Raw genomic sequence first — 16,873 nt, 5'->3', positions numbered from 1 at the left:
GAGTATCCATGCAAGGGGTGGCCGCAACGGGGTTCCTTCGGAGGAGAGGCTATCGCAATAAGCCTTTTTTACCACAGAGGCACAGAGGGCACAGAGTTTTTTGCTTTTAGGTAAAGGCTTTTCTCTGTGTCCTCTGCGCCTCTGTGGTGAACAGAAAAGCTTTTGCGACATTCTCAGAAATGTTGAAACCCGCTTCATAGGCATTTCTGGTCTTTATAGGTGTACCAGGACTTTCCCCTGGTGCCGAGATCTTCCGGCGAGTCCATCTCTTCGTTGATCTCGATAATCTTATAAGGTGCTGTCACGCTGGTTTTCCGTTAAGGCCAGAGATAAGTAGTAGCTTATTGTACCTTAACCTGGCCATTCATTAGCATGGGGAGGAGCCAGTCGCGGAGTTCTACGAGTTGCTTATTTTGTTTTTTATTCGACATGATCTCCTTCAAGGCGGAGTCTATTTTTTCACCATATGCAGTAGCAATGTCAGCACAAAATGGGAATTTAAACTGCATCATGACAGTAGGATTCACCCGCTTATGACTATTAGATGTTCCTGTTGCTGACTGTGTGCAGTAGCTTATAAACTGACCTGATGTGGCAATTTGGTACAAGAAGTTCTTAATTGAATCACTGTTTGTTCGCCAAACAACAAATTCTGTCGAACATATCTGGTCATCCTCCTCTAATGCGTAAATGACACGGCTAAACCATGGATTTAGTTTTGAAACCAACAAATCCGAGCCATTCACCTTGAATTTATTACTTCCGATTGAGCTTCCACATTCGACTCCGTAAGTTTGGGTAGAATCAAATACTGGAATACTAAAATGTCGAAATAAAGCTTCAGGATGGTCTTTAGGGGTTATTGATTCATTACTAACTGGCGTAATCTCCTTGAGATTGTTTACACTCCATTCTACAGGGATATTCCTCTTCAATGCCTCGTTATAAACCATCTTGCCGCCAGAAGACTTATAGGGCTTGCCGTTGGCATCGGGGAAGTCGAACTGTACAAACCAGTAGTCGTACAGGGTTTTAGCCATAGCTTCCAGCTCGGCATTGATGCGGTTGTTGAGTTCTATTTTTTCTTCAATTGTATCAAGTAGCTTTGTGATTCTTTTCTGAGTTTCAACTTCAGGTAAGGGAACTTGAACATTATAAATGCGCTCTGGCGACGTATGTTTTACTTTTGAACCAGAAGACGTTAGACGCAGTTGCTCTCTAACAGTTTTGGTCTTAAATAGGTGGTAAATATACTCTTTAGTTACTAATCTAGTATCAGTACTAATCAACCCTAATCGCTGATTATGCAAATATACTTCACTTTCTGGCACTCGTGCGCAACTACCTAGCAAGCCTTCAGCCTGTTCAGTCATTGCAACAATTAAGTCTCCTTTTTTATGCAAGTATTCTTTTGGAATTTTACCCGTATAAAATTTTTCCTTCCCTGCTTGGCGTTTAAACCCTCCAGCCTCAAAAAAGTTACCTGGGGTTAATACAATGTAATCTCCACTTTCTGAAAAATATTCACTTTTAAATGGAAAACCATGTTTAATGAAAATTTTGTTATGAAGAGTAGTTACTGGCCATTTAGACATGTTTTACTCCCGCCAGCTGCTTCTCAATCTCCCCCTCCAACTTTCGGGACTCCTCAAATAAAGATTTCAGGTTATCCTGAAACCCTTTCATCTTCACTTCAAACTGCTCCGGTGTAATATCCACATACTCAACCTTCACCTCAAAATACTGCCCGGCACTGAGGGAGTAGTTTTTGGCGGCAATATCCTCATAGGACACAGCAACGGAAAAATCCTCCTCCTCATCACAGAAGTTAAACACATCAATAATGCGCTCTTCTTCCTCGTCCTTTAGTACCGTTTTCTGGTTTTTACCTTCCTTGACCTTTTCCCCCAGATTGGAGGCATCAATCAGTACCACCTTGCCTTTGTTAGACGCATCAATAAACAGAATCGAGACATTTGTGCCAGTGGTGGCGAAAATATTGCTGGGCATAGAGACCACCCCGGCCAGCATTTTATGATCCACCAGATGCTTGCGAATTTTTTTATCGATACCGGACTGCGCGGTAATAAACCCGGTTGGCACGACCACAGCGGCCTTACCGCCGGGCTTCAGGGAGTGGATGATATGCTGGAGGAACAACTGGTAAATGGCCATTTTATCTTTGGCCTTGGCCGGTTCTTTGGGAATACCGGCAAAAAAACGATCCTCATTCACTTTGCTATCCAGGTCATCACGAAAGTCACTAAAGTCCATCTTGAAGGGTGGATTAGAGACAATGTAATCAAACTGTCGCAGGTCTTTCCCGTCTTTATGGGACGGGTGCAACATGGTATTACCCTGAATCACATTGGGGATGGAGTGCACCAGGTTATTAAGGATCAGGTTTAACCGCAACAGGTTTGAAGATTTCTGGGAGATATCCTGAGTAAAAATAGAGCAGCGCTTTTCACCGATGGCATGGGCGACATTCATCAGCAGGGTGCCGGAACCAGCCGATGGGTCGTAGACGCTGACATTTTTCACTTTGCCCTGCTGCTCTTTCGGCACCAGAATGGAAGCCATAATCCTGGCCACCGCATGGGGCGTGTAATACTCGGCGTATTTGCCACCGCTGTTGCTGTTGTAGTCCTTGATCAGGTACTCAAAGATGGTGGCATAGAAGTCGTATTTCTGGGTAAAGATACGCTCAAAGCTGAATTCCACCAGCTTATTGATAATGGCCCGGCAGAAATCATCCCGCTTAGTGGTATCGGCAATATATTCGCTGACACGGTCAAACAGCCTGACCTTAGCACCACCATCGGTCTTTACTGCAAATACATCATTGTTGGTGATGGCAATATCCATCAGGGTATCGTCAAATAGTTTGGCAAATTCCGGCTGGTGTTGCTGATTGAACAGATTGGCAATAAAGTGGGCAGGCTTTAGCCGTGCAGTATCTGCCCCCATTTGCAGTTGCAGCATTTCCAGGTCGTCTGCTGCCATGGCTGCCAGTTCATCTTCCCACTTTTCAGCCTTGGCAAGGTTAGGATCGAGCTGCTTGACTTCAAAGGCAAATTTGTCATTCAGGAATTTGTACAGAAAGCTCTGGGTGATGATCTTGAACTCATTACCGTCATTACCCAGGCCATAGTTGGCACAGACGCCTTTTAAACCATCAATCAGTACTTTGGTTTGTTCCTGAAAAGCGAGTTCTACCACGCGCTATCTCCATTGAATTCGTTAAGGTATTCACCGACCACCTGTTTATTGATAAACCGGGCTGAATCGGGGTTTATGTTAATCTTTCGTTCCACTTTAAATTCGCGGATCACGTGGGGCATGATGGTGCGCTCAAAGTAATCTTCATTTTCGAGCATATCGGTATTGCTCAGCACAATATCGTCCGCCTGTTGTTTGATGCCCATCAGGGCTTCAAATATCTTGCGCTCAGTGGCAGACAGATCATTGTTATTGCCTGACGCTTTCTCATTAAGGCGCTTATGGATTCGGGTGTATTTGCGGTCGCCATGGTACTTCTGGCGCAGCAGGTTGTTTTCCCGGTTCAGCTCTTTCACTCTCTCATGAATTCTATTCAGGGCCGTGATATTTCTGTTCATCTCGGCCTGAGTCACTTCATTGAGGTTTTTCTTTTTAAACAGCCGCTCAAGCTCTTCCTTCAGGGTGATAAATTGCGGGTCCTGCTGATCAAAGTTGCTGGCCAGGGCTTCACGGGTTCTGCGCAGGGTGTTTTTCAGTTCATCTGCCAGTTTCAGTTCTTCTTCACCCACTTTAATAAACTCAAAAATTACATCTTCCAGTGCAACGTTGAGCAGGTTAGTGGCCTCATCACCCTTTTCGATATTTTCTTTCAGGTTAATCAGGTCGAGACGGTCGCTGGCCATTCGGTAGAGTTTATTGAGCATGGGAAAATCCAGATGCTCCAGCATTTCGTAATTGGCCTGCATACGGATGACGTTGTAGAGGCTTTTGGCATCGGCCAGGGCTTTTTTCAGGGCCAGCACTGACTTGCGGTCATCCATTTCACTGATTTGCCGGGAAAATGCTTCCGGGTTGTCAGTGTTAAATTTGAACAGAACATCCTTGACGTGCTCAATCTCTTTCCTGATCTCTTCCTGTGATTTAAAGAGATCCGAATAATGCTCCATCTCATCGCCCAGCTCGGATTGCAGCTCCTCAAAGTAGGCTTTATTGGTGGCATCAAACTCCTGACGGATATCGGCAAAGTCAACCACATAGCCGTAGCGGAACTCTTTGTAGGTACGGTTAACCCGGGTGAGCGCCTGCAACAGGTTATGCTTTTTAATCACCCGCCCCAGATAGAGTTTTTTCAGGCGTTTGGCATCGAAGCCGGTGAGCAGCATGTTGTAGACAAAAAGAAAGTCGATTTTGCCTGCCTTGAAGTCTTCCACCCAGTCTTTGCGTTCATCCCTGGTGCCGACATCATGGAGGATCAGGGCGGCGGTTTTCACCTTGTTGGCGTATTTTTGCTGTTTGCTGTAGCCAGCTTTTTTAAGCTTTTTGGTGTTTTCAGCGACCTCCTCCGGCGTTTCGGCATAGACTGCGTTGAACTGTTTAAACAGTTCTTTCGCCTGTTCGGAGCTGTCACAGATCACCATACCGCCAATGCTCGGGTCATTCATGGCACCACGGCTTTTTTCAAAGTCGGTAGTGATGTACTTGAGCATAGGCTCAACAAAGCGGGGATGAGCATAGACATCTTTTTTGTCGATATTGCCCTGTTGAACCTCTATATCATCCAGTGCCTTCTGCATGGCCATTTTGTAATTAGTGGCAATTTCCTCACGGATCAGACGCAGGGTGTAACCATCAGCAATGGATGCGTTGTAGTAGTACTTATGGATATAGTCGCCGAATAATAATCTGGAGTTATATTCAGAGCCCAGCAATGGGGTGCCAGTCAGGCCGATTTTAATGGCATTGCGGTCGGACTGATCCAGATTCGCAAGGAAGCTCCCCTTGGGGTTGTAGCTACGGTGCACCTCATCCAAAAAGTAAACGCGTTGAATGTCTACGTTATAGTCTTTGGTTTGGACAACATCAGGGTCATCCTTGAACTTCTGGATGTTGACCACAGTGATTTCAGGCTTGCCGCTGTCGTTGTGGATAACCTTGGTGGCTTTGATATCACGGGTAAATTCATCGCGGGAGCTGATAGTGTGAACCTTCAGACCCCGACTGGTAAATTCCCGCTTGGCCTGTGTCAGCAGGTCGATCCTGTCCACAATAAAATAGAACTTGGGGATGACATTCTTACGCTGGTAGTAGTCTGTTAAAAACTTGACGTTATAATAAGTCAGTGCTGTTTTGCCGCTACCCTGTGTATGCCAGATAATGCCTTTCTTTATATTCTCATTCAGCTTTTGCTCTATGGCCTTAGTGGCGAACAGCTGAGGGTAACGCATGATATGCTTTTGAACCCCGTCCTGCTCGTGCACATAGGCCAGGGCATATTGCAGGATGAACTTAAGTCGATCCCGGCTGAGCAATGAGGTACAGATACGGTTAGTCGGTGTGCCCGGTGCCTTGTTGCAAATAAAGTCAGGATTGCTCTTGATGACTTCCAGATTATTGTCTTTGAGAACCGCCAGTTCAGTATCATCACTGACCTTTCTGAGCATCGCCGTCAGATCAAACTCTTTCTCTTCCCGAAAGTAGTTGAATATCGGCTTGTGGTAAGAAGGACTGGCGTAAAAAGCACCTTCAATAGGCTGAGGTGAGTTGTCATCGTACTCCATGTTATTGGAGAAGATCATCAACTGGGTCAGGTTGACAAAACGGCGGAATTTTTTGTTCTGAAAGCGCGTATTGATCCGGCTACGCTCTGCCAGTACTCCTTCTCTATTATTAGGCTTTTTCACCTCAATAAAGACCAGCGGCATACCGTTAATCAGCAGAATAATATCCGGACGGAATTCATCATCACCGTTTTTGTAGGTGAGTTCTGTGACTACATGGAAGCTATTGTTGTTGAAGTTTTCAAAATCAATCAGCTTTGTGCCTGAACGTTCGAGTAATTTTTCATAGAAGGCTTCACCCAGGTCTTCGTTATCCAGGGACAGCTTCACCTCTTCCAAGAAACGAGTTATGTCGTCTTGTTCCATATCCGGATTAATGCGGGCGATGGACTCTTTGAAAATGTCCGGAAAGATGTTGCTGTCAATATCCCAGGTGGCACCCTTTAGGGATAAATAGTCATAGCCGAGTCGAACCAGATGAAGGATAGCGGGGATTTTTACGCGAGAGTCTTCTGTGAATGGCATTGATCTGCTTCCGTTTTGTATTTTTAATAACCTGCTTTTCGCCACGCTACCGCCCTGCTTAACCATTTCGAGCATATTCAGGCATCAGGGTATGTATTTTGGCGGTACTTAAGTCTCATGAAAACAGCTCATCGTATCACGGAAAATAAGGGGGTTATATTGGCTGAAGGCACAAGTGAAAGTGGTGGGAATACGAAGATGATCTGGCAATAAAACCAGTAGGGGGAACCCGAATAGTCCCAACAGCTTATTGCTACAGTCGCACCGGTCACAAAGCCCGTTTACAATCGGCACTTTTATCAGGCATTCCTGCAACACCACCACAGGGCGGAAGCAATACCGTGATTATTGAAGACATACTGAAAGAGCTTTCCCATTACCATCAGGGCACCTTCCCGAGAGAGGCGCTGGCGGCAGCCGTTGAGCAGCAGGGGGCGATCACGCCGCACTTGCTGGCTTATCTACAGGAGCTGGCTGATCTGGGTGAAAACATTGATGAAGATACGCCGGTGGATATGGTTTTGTTTGCACTCTACCTGCTGGCACAGTTCAGGGAACAACGGGCGTATCCAGTAATAATTAAACTATGTAGTCAGTCTACAGAGACTGTTGAGTACCTGATTGGTGATGCTATTACAGCCGGGCTAAACCGGATTCTGGCGTCTGTTTTTGACGGTGACCTGAACCCGATAAAAGATCTGATTGAAAGAGAGAGTACCGATGAGTTTATTGGTGCCGCTGCCCTCTGTAGTCTGTATGTCCTGAACCAACAACAGCAACTGAGCCGGGATGATTTGCTTGATTACTATCGCAGCCTGTTTCAGGAGAAGCTGCCCCGCAAGGAAAGCCATGTATGGAGTACGCTCTGTATTGCCTGTGAAGAGTTCGGGTTTGTGGAGCTTCTAGACGATATTCGCAAGGCCTACAAGGATGACCTTGTCGACCCCATGGTGTGCAAATTGGCCAGCATTGAAAAAGAGATACTTGAGCACCCCGGTGAAGTACGGTTCGATAGCTATGAAAAGCTATCGCTGATCGATGACACAATAGCAGAGCTGGAAAACTGGGCCAGCTTTAATCCATCAGAAGATGACTATGATCTGGATATGTTTGATCTGGGTTCACTCTTTGCTGACCGGCCAATACCCGATGTGGGCGTAGAGCCTGAACAGGAAGGCAGGCTTATTCACTCAGGTAATGAGCCGCTGATCAGGGAATCCGCTAAAGTAGGCCGTAATGATCCCTGCCCCTGCGGCAGTGGCAAAAAATTCAAGAAATGCTGCGGCTAATCCCGGCGATTTGAAACGAGGCTAATCGAGATCTCGCCCACACCCTTCCCTACGGTTCATGGAAACATTGGCTGAAGGCACGGGGTGGAGTGGTGGGAATACGCGGGGGAGTTGGCAATTCGTTCGGCACACTGCGACAGGATGGACTATAAAGAATGATATTAAAATCAATTATTAAAAAATCATGGCATCGATACCTAATCTAACCTTCTCTTGTTTAACCATATTTTTTATCAGCACAGCTTATTCAATGGTTGAAATGGAAGGTGATAGTTTTTTAAACTATAGTCCAATTTGGTCAAAAAGCTGTCGTAGTCCGTCACCAGAGGAGCCTGAGGGCTGGCGGTGGAATGACTGGTTTTATCCTTCACAATTAGATACCGAAGATACTTCATCTAGCGATAGAGTGGAAACTAATATTACAACCTCTACACAGAGCAGTGTGTTGAGTAGACATACGTTCCACCATCAAATGTCGAACCCAAATGAGGAGCGGCTTGATTCACTCGATAGCGCTTTAGGAATGGAGCCGGATAATATGTTTGGTGTTCAACATACAGATCCACAAGCCCAAACCAGAAGCTCTCCAATCACTTTGGACGAAGATAGCGATATTGAGATGGATATCGAAGACATTACACCATCGAGTTCAGGTCAAACAAGGCCATTAAGCCCACACAAACCAGCATCATTACCGAGAGAGGAACAAAAACCGTATACCCCCCCTTACAGCAGTGACCTTGAGTTTCAAGAAGACCCTACCGGATGGGCAAGCTATCAGGCAGAGTCACCAACTTGCGATAATATTATCGGAATGCCAAAGTCTGCGAAAAGACACTACGCGGTATACTCGGTCACCCTTTCTGGTATTGAGATAGCAGAAATGAGGCTCACGGTATTTGAAACAAATTATCGAAGAGTACTCAATTACAATATGGTATTTTATGATCTCAACACTCTGAATTCAGACGTCATTCAGTCACTTATAGAGCAAGGCTGTAGTGTTTTTGAGCACCTCGAAAAGCCCTTATGCATACTTCGCGATCAGTCTCGCGAGATGTATCAAACTTTATATAAGCTAGTTGAAAAAGCAACTCATTGCTCACGTAATACCCGTATATTAGCGGCAGTACAAGAACATAATGAAAGAGTCCAATGTTGTTGTGTTTTAGATGTTACAGATGATCTTGAACGTAATCCTCATTCTCTACCAAGTAGCGTATTTAGTTTAAACACATATTTATGGCCCCCTGAAACAATTAACTTACTTTCTCCTTATACACTTTCAATTACTAGTCCGCAAAATAGAAAAATCAATGGTTTTAATGTGTTTGGTTTAGCCTACACTGCTGGCAATACAGACCCTAGTGAGTTAGTTGAGTTAGATAATACAAAAAAAACATACCCTGAGATTTCAAAACAATATTTCCATATTATAAAATCAATACATTTCTTTCCAGAAAACAAGGACTTCATCACCAACTGTTATTTCTTAACAGGCAATCAATTTGCTAAATCACCAGAAGAGCCAAAAGCAAGTAAAGCTAAAAACGTTTGCGACTTACCTAAACATGAATTCTCGTTAGTCATTCCTAATATGGACAACCCACATCTTAAACCTTGGTTGCTAATTACTCCCAAAGGCAGTTCAGTACTTGAGAATATGGTTAAAGAATGGGTGGGTAAATTCTATCCCAAAACAGCTTTTTAGAATCAAATCCCTATCTTTGCATTTGCAGGAGTAAATAAATCTCTTCCTTTAAACTATCCCCTTGCCTACGATTACAAATTCAGGCATCTTTTTACATGATGACCCAAGCTCACCCCAAACCGGCGTGAGCTTTTTTTGTGCCTGTTTTTTTTATACCCATTGCTGGTGGATGACATGGAGGGATAGCCGATGGAGAACCTCTCTCACCGCCTTGACCAGATTGATACCAAGCTGGATAAGCTCAGTGATGCAGTCTCCCGGCTGGCACGGATTGAGGAGCGGATTTCCCATCAGACCCAGGGACTGACCCAGCTGGATAAGCGGCTGGATGATATGGAGAAACGTATCCGCGAGCTGGAGTTCCAGACCAGTACCCGTGGTGTGGTGCTGGGTTACGTAGAACGGTTTGGCTGGATTGTCGTCACGGCCACTATCGGTGTGCTTGCCTACTTTTTTAGAAAATAACCACTTTGAATTGTTCACCACAGAGACACAGAGAGCACAGAGGTGCTGGTCTGTTTAAACTGAAAAAAACTCTGTGTCCTCTGCGCCTCTGTGGTGAAAAAAACTCTCCTCTCGTCAGATTCAGGAACCTGTTATGACGCCACGGATGGCTACTCTCTATATTATTATCCACTGCTCGGCTACCCGCGCTAACCAGCCCTGCACCATAGACGATATCCGTCGTTGGCATGTGCAGGACAGGGGCTGGTCTGATATTGGCTACCACTGGGTGATTGAGCGGAACGGCGATATTCAGAAAGGCCGGGAGGCTCATCTGGCCGGTGCCCATACCCTGGGCTATAACCATTGCAGTATTGGTATTTGTCTGGTGGGCGGGTTGGGTCGCCACGGCCTGCCGGAAGATAATTTCACCCCGGATCAGATGCTGGCATTGGAAGTGCTGGTGGACACCTTGCAGCTCCGGTATCCGGGCACAATGGTACATGGCCATGATTATTTCAATCCCTACAAGGCCTGCCCCTGCTTTAGCGTTGAAGACTGGATGGACGATATAAAATGAGCTGGGCAGCAGCCATCCCCATTCTGGGCAAGGTGATCGATAAGGTCTTCCCGGATGCTGAAAACGCTGAGCAGGTAAAAGTGGTACTGGCGGAGATGATGCTGAAAGGTGAGCTGGATACGCTGGCTGAGCAGGCTGGTGTTATCAAAACAGAAGCCAAGGGTGATGGTTGGCTACAACGTTCCTGGCGACCGCTGGTGATGCTGGTGTTTACCGGGCTGATTGTTGTCCGTTGGATGGGTTGGGCTGCACCTAACCTGTCAGAAGATGTGGAGCTGAAATTGTTGGCTATCGTCCAGCTGGGCATCGGTGGCTATATTGCCAGCCGGGGGGTTGAAAAGATTGTGGATAAAATAAAACGATAATATGCCCGTTAAAAAACACGACAAGCTGATCAATAAGAAAGTCTCCGACCTTATCCCTTACGTGAACAACAGCCGGGTACATAGTGAGGAACAGGTCATACAAATCTGCTCCAGCATTAAAGAGTTCGGCTTTACCAATCCCGTCCTGATTGATGAGGAAAGTGGTGTTATCGCAGGCCACGGGCGAATAATGGCGGCTAAAAAGCTGGGTATGAAGACGGTGCCTTGTTTGGTGCTGGCAGGATTATCCGAGGCGCAGAAGAAGGCGTATGTTATTGCCGATAATGCCATTGCACTCAAGTCTGACTGGAATATGGACTTGCTGGCCGTTGAAGTAGCTGATCTGGGCGATATGGATTTTGATCTGGATGTGCTTGGTTTTTCTGATGAAGAGTTGGCAGAGCTATCGCTGGATGGTGATGAAATAGCACCACCAGACATGGCCTCCGGCGATAAAGATAACCTGCGGCAGTGTACGTTTACCCTGACCGAGAGCCAGTATGAAGGTGTAATGGCAGCTATCAAGGCCGCCATCGCCCAGGGTGAGTTTGTTGATACTGGCAACGGCAATAAAAACGGGAATGGTTTGGCTCGAGTCTGCGAGGCATTCAATGGGCAAGGCTAAGGATTTGGTGGTGAAGTTTATCGCCAAGAAAGATGCTGACCGTATCGTCAAACGCAATCATTACAGTGGCAAGGTCTGCAATAATTCCCAGCTTAATTTCGGTGTCTTTTATCAGGGCAGGCTGGAAGGTGCCTTGCAGTTCGGGCCGCCTATTGACCGCAGGAAAGTCATTGGTCTGGTACGAGATACCCAATGGCACGATTTTATCGAACTGAACCGGATGGCCTTTTCTGAACGGCTGCCCAGGAATAGTGAAAGCCGGGCTATTTCTATCTGTTTCAAACTGATCAAGAAGCATTATCCCAATATTGAATGGGTGCTGTCGTTTTCTGATGCCACCCGCTGCGGTGATGGCACTATCTATCGTGCCGCAGGGTTTGTACTCACCCAGATCAACAGGAACAGCTCCATAATCAAGCTGCCTGACGGTACGGTAACCGCCAGCATTACCTATACAGCAGGCAAGAATATTTTAAAGATGGGCGGTGCTGCTACCCTGCCGGAAGGGGCTGAGTATCTCGACGGCTTTCAACTGCGGTATATCTACTTTATCCAGCCAGCGGCAAGGGAAAGGCTGACCGTTCCCATCATTCCGTTCTCTGCCATCGCAGAGGCCGGGGCCACGATGTACAAAGGCCAGCAAGGTTTACATGCGTCCGAAGCAGGCGATGGTCACGACCAGTGACACAGCGGCGGTGCGATACCGACCCGGACGCTCCAAATTTCAATAAAACCGGGAGGATTTACTACACTTTTATCACTTTATTCTTGAGTGATTAGATATGTTTTATTATTATCAAAAAACCTTTTATATACTCCTTGTATCATTGATTATCTATTCGAACACCTATGCTGCCGGATACCTATTAGGAGTTGATAACGATTGGAGAACTATAGAACTCATAGTATCTAAAGAAGGAGGAGAAACAAAACTATTCCCTACAAATATTTGTGTAGATGAAATGAATTTTGTTTATATCGGCAAACATTTTTTCTTACCAAAAGATCGTCCTCAAACAAGTGTACCTTACATGGACTTTGATTTAGTTCTATTCAAAAAAACAAAGTGTGTTGACCGGTTTCGCCTTAAAAGACCCAGCCAGATCGGTCTGCATGAGACATCACCATTTGAAGAGGGATTTAATTCACATTTTCAAAACCTTACCCTTGCAAGTGATCCACGATTCTTGCAGATGAATACCTTACTACTTAAGAAAAGCCCCCTTTTTTTATATAACGCTTTAGAACATGATCTATTATCAACTACGGATATTATTCTGACTCTAAATCTACAAGCTATCGATCGAACGTTTACATATACAACTGCTATTTCTTCTTGTATCCCAATAGTATTAGAAAACAGGAATGTTCAATTAATACTCCAACAGTTTCAAATGCAACAGTTTCAAATGCAACAGCTTCAAATGCAGCAGCTTCAAATGCAACAGTACATTTCCGCAATACTGCAGTTGCAATATGTTAATCAACAAGCTCCGAAGCACATGCCTCCACAGTTAGAAGGAACAATATTTCCCCTTGGGGTCCCTACACCAAACCAAACCCTGCGGGGGACGGGGGGCGCGGTGTTTCGTTAGCGTCAGGGCCGAAAACGGGGTTAACTCTTGGTTAACTTTTTTGGCTCGTAGTGATGAGGCTGCATAGGTAAGTGCCGAGAAAAAAAGGCCTTTCGGCCTTTTGGCAGGGCAGCGTTTAGTATTCATGAGCCAGCATAATGGTTAACACCCGGCAGGTTTTTGCAAGGTCGGAAGGGTTGGGAGAGCCGTATTCCAGCTGGCGGTCGTAGTAGTCGAACTTGGCGTAAATCGTCTCGCCTTCATGCTGAATTATCAGGAAATCGTGCTCCCCGTAGGGATCGTTATTTTCGTTGAAATCATTAAACAGGGCGATCTTGCAAAATAAGTCAAACATATCTTCAACGGTATGCCGAACGCCCTGTGTCAGCACCACATGAAAGTGGCAACCGGCTTTATCAAGGGTGATTCTGAATTCAGGAAAGGCGAGGGATTTTCTAATCAGGTCGTTATAGTGGGTTATGGTATTCATGGTTACTGCTCCCTGTACGTTTACTTTTCATTCCGGGCATCCCGGTATCCGGCTTCATAGGCCTTAAGCAGCGCCTCGGCTATCTGGACAACCGGCTCGGCAATAAAGTCGCCATTGCTCCTGCCCAGAGCTTCAAAGGCTTCCAGCTCCAGACTGGTGCGGGCTATTTGCTTAATCACCTGCTTTATATGGTTGGCCTGTTGTCTGGTGGGTCTTCTGTTCATTGTTGTTCTCCTGTCCGTTGGTATTGTCTGAGTGAGTCTGGCGCACTACGGTGGCTCAGCAAGATAAAAGGCGAAAAAAAAAGCCCCGTTTGGGGCTTGCGGCAGGCCTTATAGCAGGCCGTCTAATCCGCCGGTTATGCGGTAGACGGTGTCTTTGCCCTCCCGCTTCTCGGACTCTATCTCGACGCCCAGTTTGATTTTCAGTGCGCCGGGAGTGCCCCGTAGCGTGGTTTCCTTCCAGCCGGTGGCCTCGGCCAGTTGCTTTATGGTGGCTCCGCTTTTACGGGCGAGCATCTGAAGGATCTTGTATTGCTTGGTATCCTTGCGAACGGCGGGCTTTTTGGCCTTTTCCGGCTTTTCCGCCTTGGGCGTCTGGGTGGCTTTTACCGCCTGCTCGCCTTTTTTGGTCAGGGTGGTTTCTTTCTTGCCGTTAGCGGCTTTTTTCTGTTTTACAAGGCCTTTCTCCTTCAGGTTTTCTACAACCTTCGGGGAGTCCTGGGTTACTTTCTTGGGCAATTTGCCGTTTTTATTCGCAGCCATCATTACTTTCTTTTGTTTTGGGGTTAATTTAATTTTCATCATCATTCTCCTTATGCTGTTTTCCTTTCCGGCTTCGGTTTTCCCTCCGCCTGACCTCAGCTTGGCTCACGACAGTGGCAGTGCAAGCCCAAAACGGCCTTTATTTTGCCGATTCAAAGGGGCGTTTGTTCCTCATGGCATTAGTGACACAGGCTGAATTTGCCCGGCAGCAGGGAGTCTCCAAGCCTTATATTCACAAGCTGGTAAAAAAGGGAATTATCACGCTCAGAAATGGCAGGATTGATTCTCGGGAGGCACTGGCATCCATGGCAAAACATGCAGACCCTTCCACTGCCATCCGGGACATTAATGCCTCCTCCGATAACGGCTTGCCATTACCGGCCAAACCCGGACAGGGGATCAGTTATGTAGATGCCCGCACCATGCGGGAGGCCTTCAAGGCAAAACTGACCAAGCTGGAATATGAGGAAAAAGCCGGGAAGCTGACCGATGCCTCAAAAGTAAAAGACGACGCCTTCAAGGCAGGCCGGATATTAAGGGATGAGCTGTTAGGCATACCGGATCGGATAGCCGACCTGTTAAGTGCTGAGGATAACCCGCTCACGATTAAAAACCTGTTGCTGGAAGAACTGGAATCAGCCCTTAACCGATCATGCGAGAATTAAATCCATCACCTTACCTGCAGGGCTTTTTTCAGGGACTAAAACCGGATGCCAGGCTAACGGTGTCTGAATGGGCTGATCAGAAACGGGTACTGACTGCCAAGTCATCAAAAGAAGCGGGTCGCTGGCGAACGGAGCGAACCCCTTACCTGCGGGAAATAATGGATTGTCTCTCCCCCACATCGCCAGTACAGCAAGTCGCTTTCATGAAAGGCGTACAGACAGGCGGAACCGAGTGTGGCAATAACTTTCTGGGCTATGTCATAGACCATGTGCCGGGTCCCATGATGTATGTACTGCCCACGCTGGACATGGCCAAGCGAACCAGTAAGCAGCGTATTGCTCCGATGATTGAGGAAACCCCAGCCCTGCGGGATAAGGTGCGTGACCCCAGAAGCCGTGACAGTGGTAATACCCTGATGAGCAAGGAATACCCGAACGGGGTGCTTATATTGACCGGGGCAAACAGTGCTGCCGGTCTGCGCTCAATGCCTTGCCGGTATTTGTTTCTGGATGAAGTGGATGCTTATGAAGAAGATGTTGATGGTGAAGGTGAGCCGATCAATCTGGCGATCAAGCGAACCGCCACGTTCAGCAATAATAAAAAAATCTTCATGGTATCCACGCCCAATATTGCCGGAACCAGTAAAATAGAGAATGCTTTTGAACAAGGCGATCAACGTCGTTATTATGTGCCTTGCCTAGGCTGTGGCCATAGGCAGGTTATTGACTGGGCGCAGATTAAATTCGATAACCATGACCCGGACACAGCCCGGTTTGAATGCAAGAAGTGCGGCCATGCCCATTATGACCGGGATAAATTAAAACTACTGCCAGCCGGTGAATGGATACCGGAAAACCCGCAGCAAAAAGACAAAATAAGAAGCTATCACCTCTCTGCCTTATACAGTCCACACGGGTGGTATAGCTGGAGCCAGGCGGTAGAAGATTTTCTGGCAGCCCGCAAAAATCCCCTCAAGCTGAAAGAATTTACTAATACAGTGCTCGGCCAGACATGGCAGGACAAAGGGGAAACCGTCGAACATGAGCTGTTATATAACCGCCGAGAGCATTACCCGGCAGAGGTGCCGTGGTGGGTAGAAGTGCTAACCGTGGGTGTAGACGTTCAGGATGACCGCTTTGAGTTTGAAATAACCGGCTGGGGCGCTGGCGAGGAAAGCTGGTCGATTGATTATGGTCGTTTATACGGGGATCTTTCCCGGCAACCTATCTGGGATGCTTTGGGTGACATGCTGAGAAAAATCTTTACCCGGCAAGATGGCACCTTAATGAACGTGGCGCAGTGCTGTATAGACAGTGGTGGCCACTTTACTGATGAAGTATATGCTTTCTGCCGCAAGCAAGGGGCTGAATGGGCTATCCCCATCAAGGGGGCTTCACAGGCTGGCAAGCCTATCGCTACCTTTCCCAAAACCAAGAATAAAAAAGGCGTGTATCTGACATTGGTCGGTACGGATACCGCTAAAGAACTGGTTTATCAGCGATACCGGATTACTGAGCCGGGTGGCGGTTATTGTCACTGGCCGGTTAAAGACTGCTTTGATGAAGATTATTTCAGGCAGGCCACCGCAGAAGAAAAGCTCAAGAAGTTTAAAAATGGCATTCCCTATTTCTACTGGGATGCCAAAGGCCGAAGAAATGAGGCACTGGATTGCCGGGTTTATTCACTCACAGCCGTCCGTATTCTGCAACAGCACAAAGGCATCAACCTTGACCGGCTGGCACTGGAACGGCCTGGGCCGGAGGAAATGGCAGAGCAGGAACAATCAGAACAAACCTCTCCTGCAAAGCAAGCGGCTCGCAGAGTCACCAGAAGCGCATACCTCAACGGATAGAGAATCATGATTACCCAAGCCGAATACGAAGCCCTAAAACGGGCTGTGCTACTGCGTGAAACCAAGACCGTAGAGTTTGAAGGGCGGAAGGTAGAGTACAGCAGCTTTGGTGAGATGGAACGCAGGTTAAACGCTATAGAGCGAGAGTTAGCCAGGCAGAATAAACGTCCCCGTCAGTATGGCGTGTATTCATCCAAGGGAATTTAAT

17 protein-coding genes are annotated in these 16,873 nt (G+C 46.8%); 11 read left to right on the top strand and 6 right to left on the bottom strand.

From position 1 onward, the window contains the following. Positions 1 to 341: 341 nt before the first annotated feature. The 3 genes from MJ595_RS01260 to MJ595_RS01250 are packed head-to-tail and all read right to left on the bottom strand — an operon-like array spanning position 342 to position 6,305. Positions 342 to 1,595 (bottom strand): restriction endonuclease subunit S, encoded by a 1,254-nt coding sequence (locus MJ595_RS01260; RefSeq protein ID WP_263080708.1) that lies wholly within the window; start codon positions 1,593 to 1,595, stop codon positions 342 to 344. Then, a complete protein-coding gene (locus MJ595_RS01255; RefSeq protein WP_263080707.1) occupies positions 1,588 to 3,222 on the bottom strand; it encodes a type I restriction-modification system subunit M in 1,635 nt (544 codons plus the stop codon). Before MJ595_RS01255 ends, MJ595_RS01260 begins: the two co-directional genes overlap by 8 nt. After that, positions 3,216 to 6,305, bottom strand: coding sequence for a type I restriction endonuclease (locus tag MJ595_RS01250; RefSeq protein ID WP_263080706.1), 3,090 nt, complete (start codon positions 6,303 to 6,305; stop codon positions 3,216 to 3,218). The genes MJ595_RS01255 and MJ595_RS01250 overlap by 7 nt, the downstream gene beginning before the upstream one ends. A gap of 341 nt (positions 6,306 to 6,646) precedes the next feature. On the opposite strand from MJ595_RS01250, the gene MJ595_RS01245 reads away from it, so the two are divergent. The 8 genes from MJ595_RS01245 (at position 6,647) to MJ595_RS01210 (ending at position 12,914) form a co-directional block, all read left to right on the top strand. Further along, positions 6,647 to 7,594, top strand: a complete 948-nt coding sequence (locus tag MJ595_RS01245; RefSeq protein ID WP_263080705.1) for a DUF1186 domain-containing protein — start codon at positions 6,647 to 6,649, stop codon at positions 7,592 to 7,594. Positions 7,595 to 7,778: 184 nt separating this feature from the next. After that, positions 7,779 to 9,305, top strand: a complete 1,527-nt coding sequence (locus tag MJ595_RS01240) for a hypothetical protein (RefSeq protein ID WP_263080704.1) — start codon at positions 7,779 to 7,781, stop codon at positions 9,303 to 9,305. A 189-nt stretch (positions 9,306 to 9,494) separates the two neighbouring features. Further along, on the top strand, positions 9,495 to 9,770 hold the full coding sequence (locus MJ595_RS01235) for a hypothetical protein (RefSeq protein WP_263080703.1): 276 nt from the start codon (positions 9,495 to 9,497) through the stop codon (positions 9,768 to 9,770). 133 nt (positions 9,771 to 9,903) lie between these two features. Then, on the top strand, positions 9,904 to 10,329 hold the full coding sequence (locus MJ595_RS01230; RefSeq protein ID WP_263080702.1) for an N-acetylmuramoyl-L-alanine amidase: 426 nt from the start codon (positions 9,904 to 9,906) through the stop codon (positions 10,327 to 10,329). Further along, positions 10,326 to 10,694 (top strand): holin family protein, encoded by a 369-nt coding sequence (locus tag MJ595_RS01225; RefSeq protein WP_263080701.1) that lies wholly within the window; start codon positions 10,326 to 10,328, stop codon positions 10,692 to 10,694. The genes MJ595_RS01230 and MJ595_RS01225 overlap by 4 nt, the downstream gene beginning before the upstream one ends. A 1-nt stretch (position 10,695) precedes the next feature. Further along, positions 10,696 to 11,319 carry a ParB/Srx family N-terminal domain-containing protein gene (locus tag MJ595_RS01220; protein ID WP_263080700.1) on the top strand — a complete coding sequence of 208 codons (624 nt, stop codon included), beginning with the start codon at positions 10,696 to 10,698 and terminating at the stop codon, positions 11,317 to 11,319. After that, entirely contained in the window at positions 11,306 to 12,004 is a 699-nt protein-coding gene (locus MJ595_RS01215; protein WP_263080699.1) for a hypothetical protein, read from the top strand. Before MJ595_RS01220 ends, MJ595_RS01215 begins: the two co-directional genes overlap by 14 nt. A gap of 97 nt (positions 12,005 to 12,101) precedes the next feature. Next, positions 12,102 to 12,914 (top strand): hypothetical protein, encoded by an 813-nt coding sequence (locus tag MJ595_RS01210; RefSeq protein WP_263080698.1) that lies wholly within the window; start codon positions 12,102 to 12,104, stop codon positions 12,912 to 12,914. A 115-nt stretch (positions 12,915 to 13,029) separates the two neighbouring features. On the opposite strand, the gene MJ595_RS01205 is transcribed toward MJ595_RS01210, so the two are convergent. The 3 genes from MJ595_RS01205 to MJ595_RS01195 form a co-directional block, all read right to left on the bottom strand. After that, positions 13,030 to 13,383: a DUF3768 domain-containing protein gene (locus MJ595_RS01205; RefSeq protein WP_263080697.1), complete on the bottom strand. Its 354-nt coding sequence runs from the start codon at positions 13,381 to 13,383 to the stop codon at positions 13,030 to 13,032. A gap of 20 nt (positions 13,384 to 13,403) precedes the next feature. Continuing rightward, the gene (locus MJ595_RS01200) at positions 13,404 to 13,607 is read right to left on the bottom strand and encodes a hypothetical protein (RefSeq protein ID WP_263080696.1); all 204 of its coding nucleotides are present in this window, start codon (positions 13,605 to 13,607) and stop codon (positions 13,404 to 13,406) included. Between the two features lie 108 nt (positions 13,608 to 13,715). Next, positions 13,716 to 14,192 (bottom strand): DUF3489 domain-containing protein, encoded by a 477-nt coding sequence (locus tag MJ595_RS01195; RefSeq protein WP_263080695.1) that lies wholly within the window; start codon positions 14,190 to 14,192, stop codon positions 13,716 to 13,718. A 128-nt stretch (positions 14,193 to 14,320) separates the two neighbouring features. Between MJ595_RS01195 and MJ595_RS01190 the strand changes: the two genes are divergently transcribed. Genes MJ595_RS01190 through MJ595_RS01180 form a run of 3 tightly spaced genes read left to right on the top strand, consistent with a single transcriptional unit; the run spans position 14,321 to position 16,872 of the window. Further along, on the top strand, positions 14,321 to 14,812 hold the full coding sequence (locus MJ595_RS01190; protein ID WP_263080694.1) for a hypothetical protein: 492 nt from the start codon (positions 14,321 to 14,323) through the stop codon (positions 14,810 to 14,812). After that, complete coding sequence (locus tag MJ595_RS01185) at positions 14,800 to 16,665, top strand: phage terminase large subunit family protein (RefSeq protein ID WP_263080693.1); 1,866 nt, start codon at positions 14,800 to 14,802, stop codon at positions 16,663 to 16,665. The genes MJ595_RS01190 and MJ595_RS01185 overlap by 13 nt, the downstream gene beginning before the upstream one ends. 6 nt (positions 16,666 to 16,671) lie before the next feature. Next, positions 16,672 to 16,872: a hypothetical protein gene (locus MJ595_RS01180; RefSeq protein WP_263080692.1), complete on the top strand. Its 201-nt coding sequence runs from the start codon at positions 16,672 to 16,674 to the stop codon at positions 16,870 to 16,872. Position 16,873: the final 1 nt, after the last annotated feature.

This window comes from Endozoicomonas sp. Mp262, assembly GCF_025643335.1.
GTDB lineage: Bacteria > Pseudomonadota > Gammaproteobacteria > Pseudomonadales > Endozoicomonadaceae > Endonucleibacter.
The sequence above is the reverse complement of the archived record's forward strand: the minus strand, read 5'-3'. Positions and strand labels throughout refer to the sequence as shown.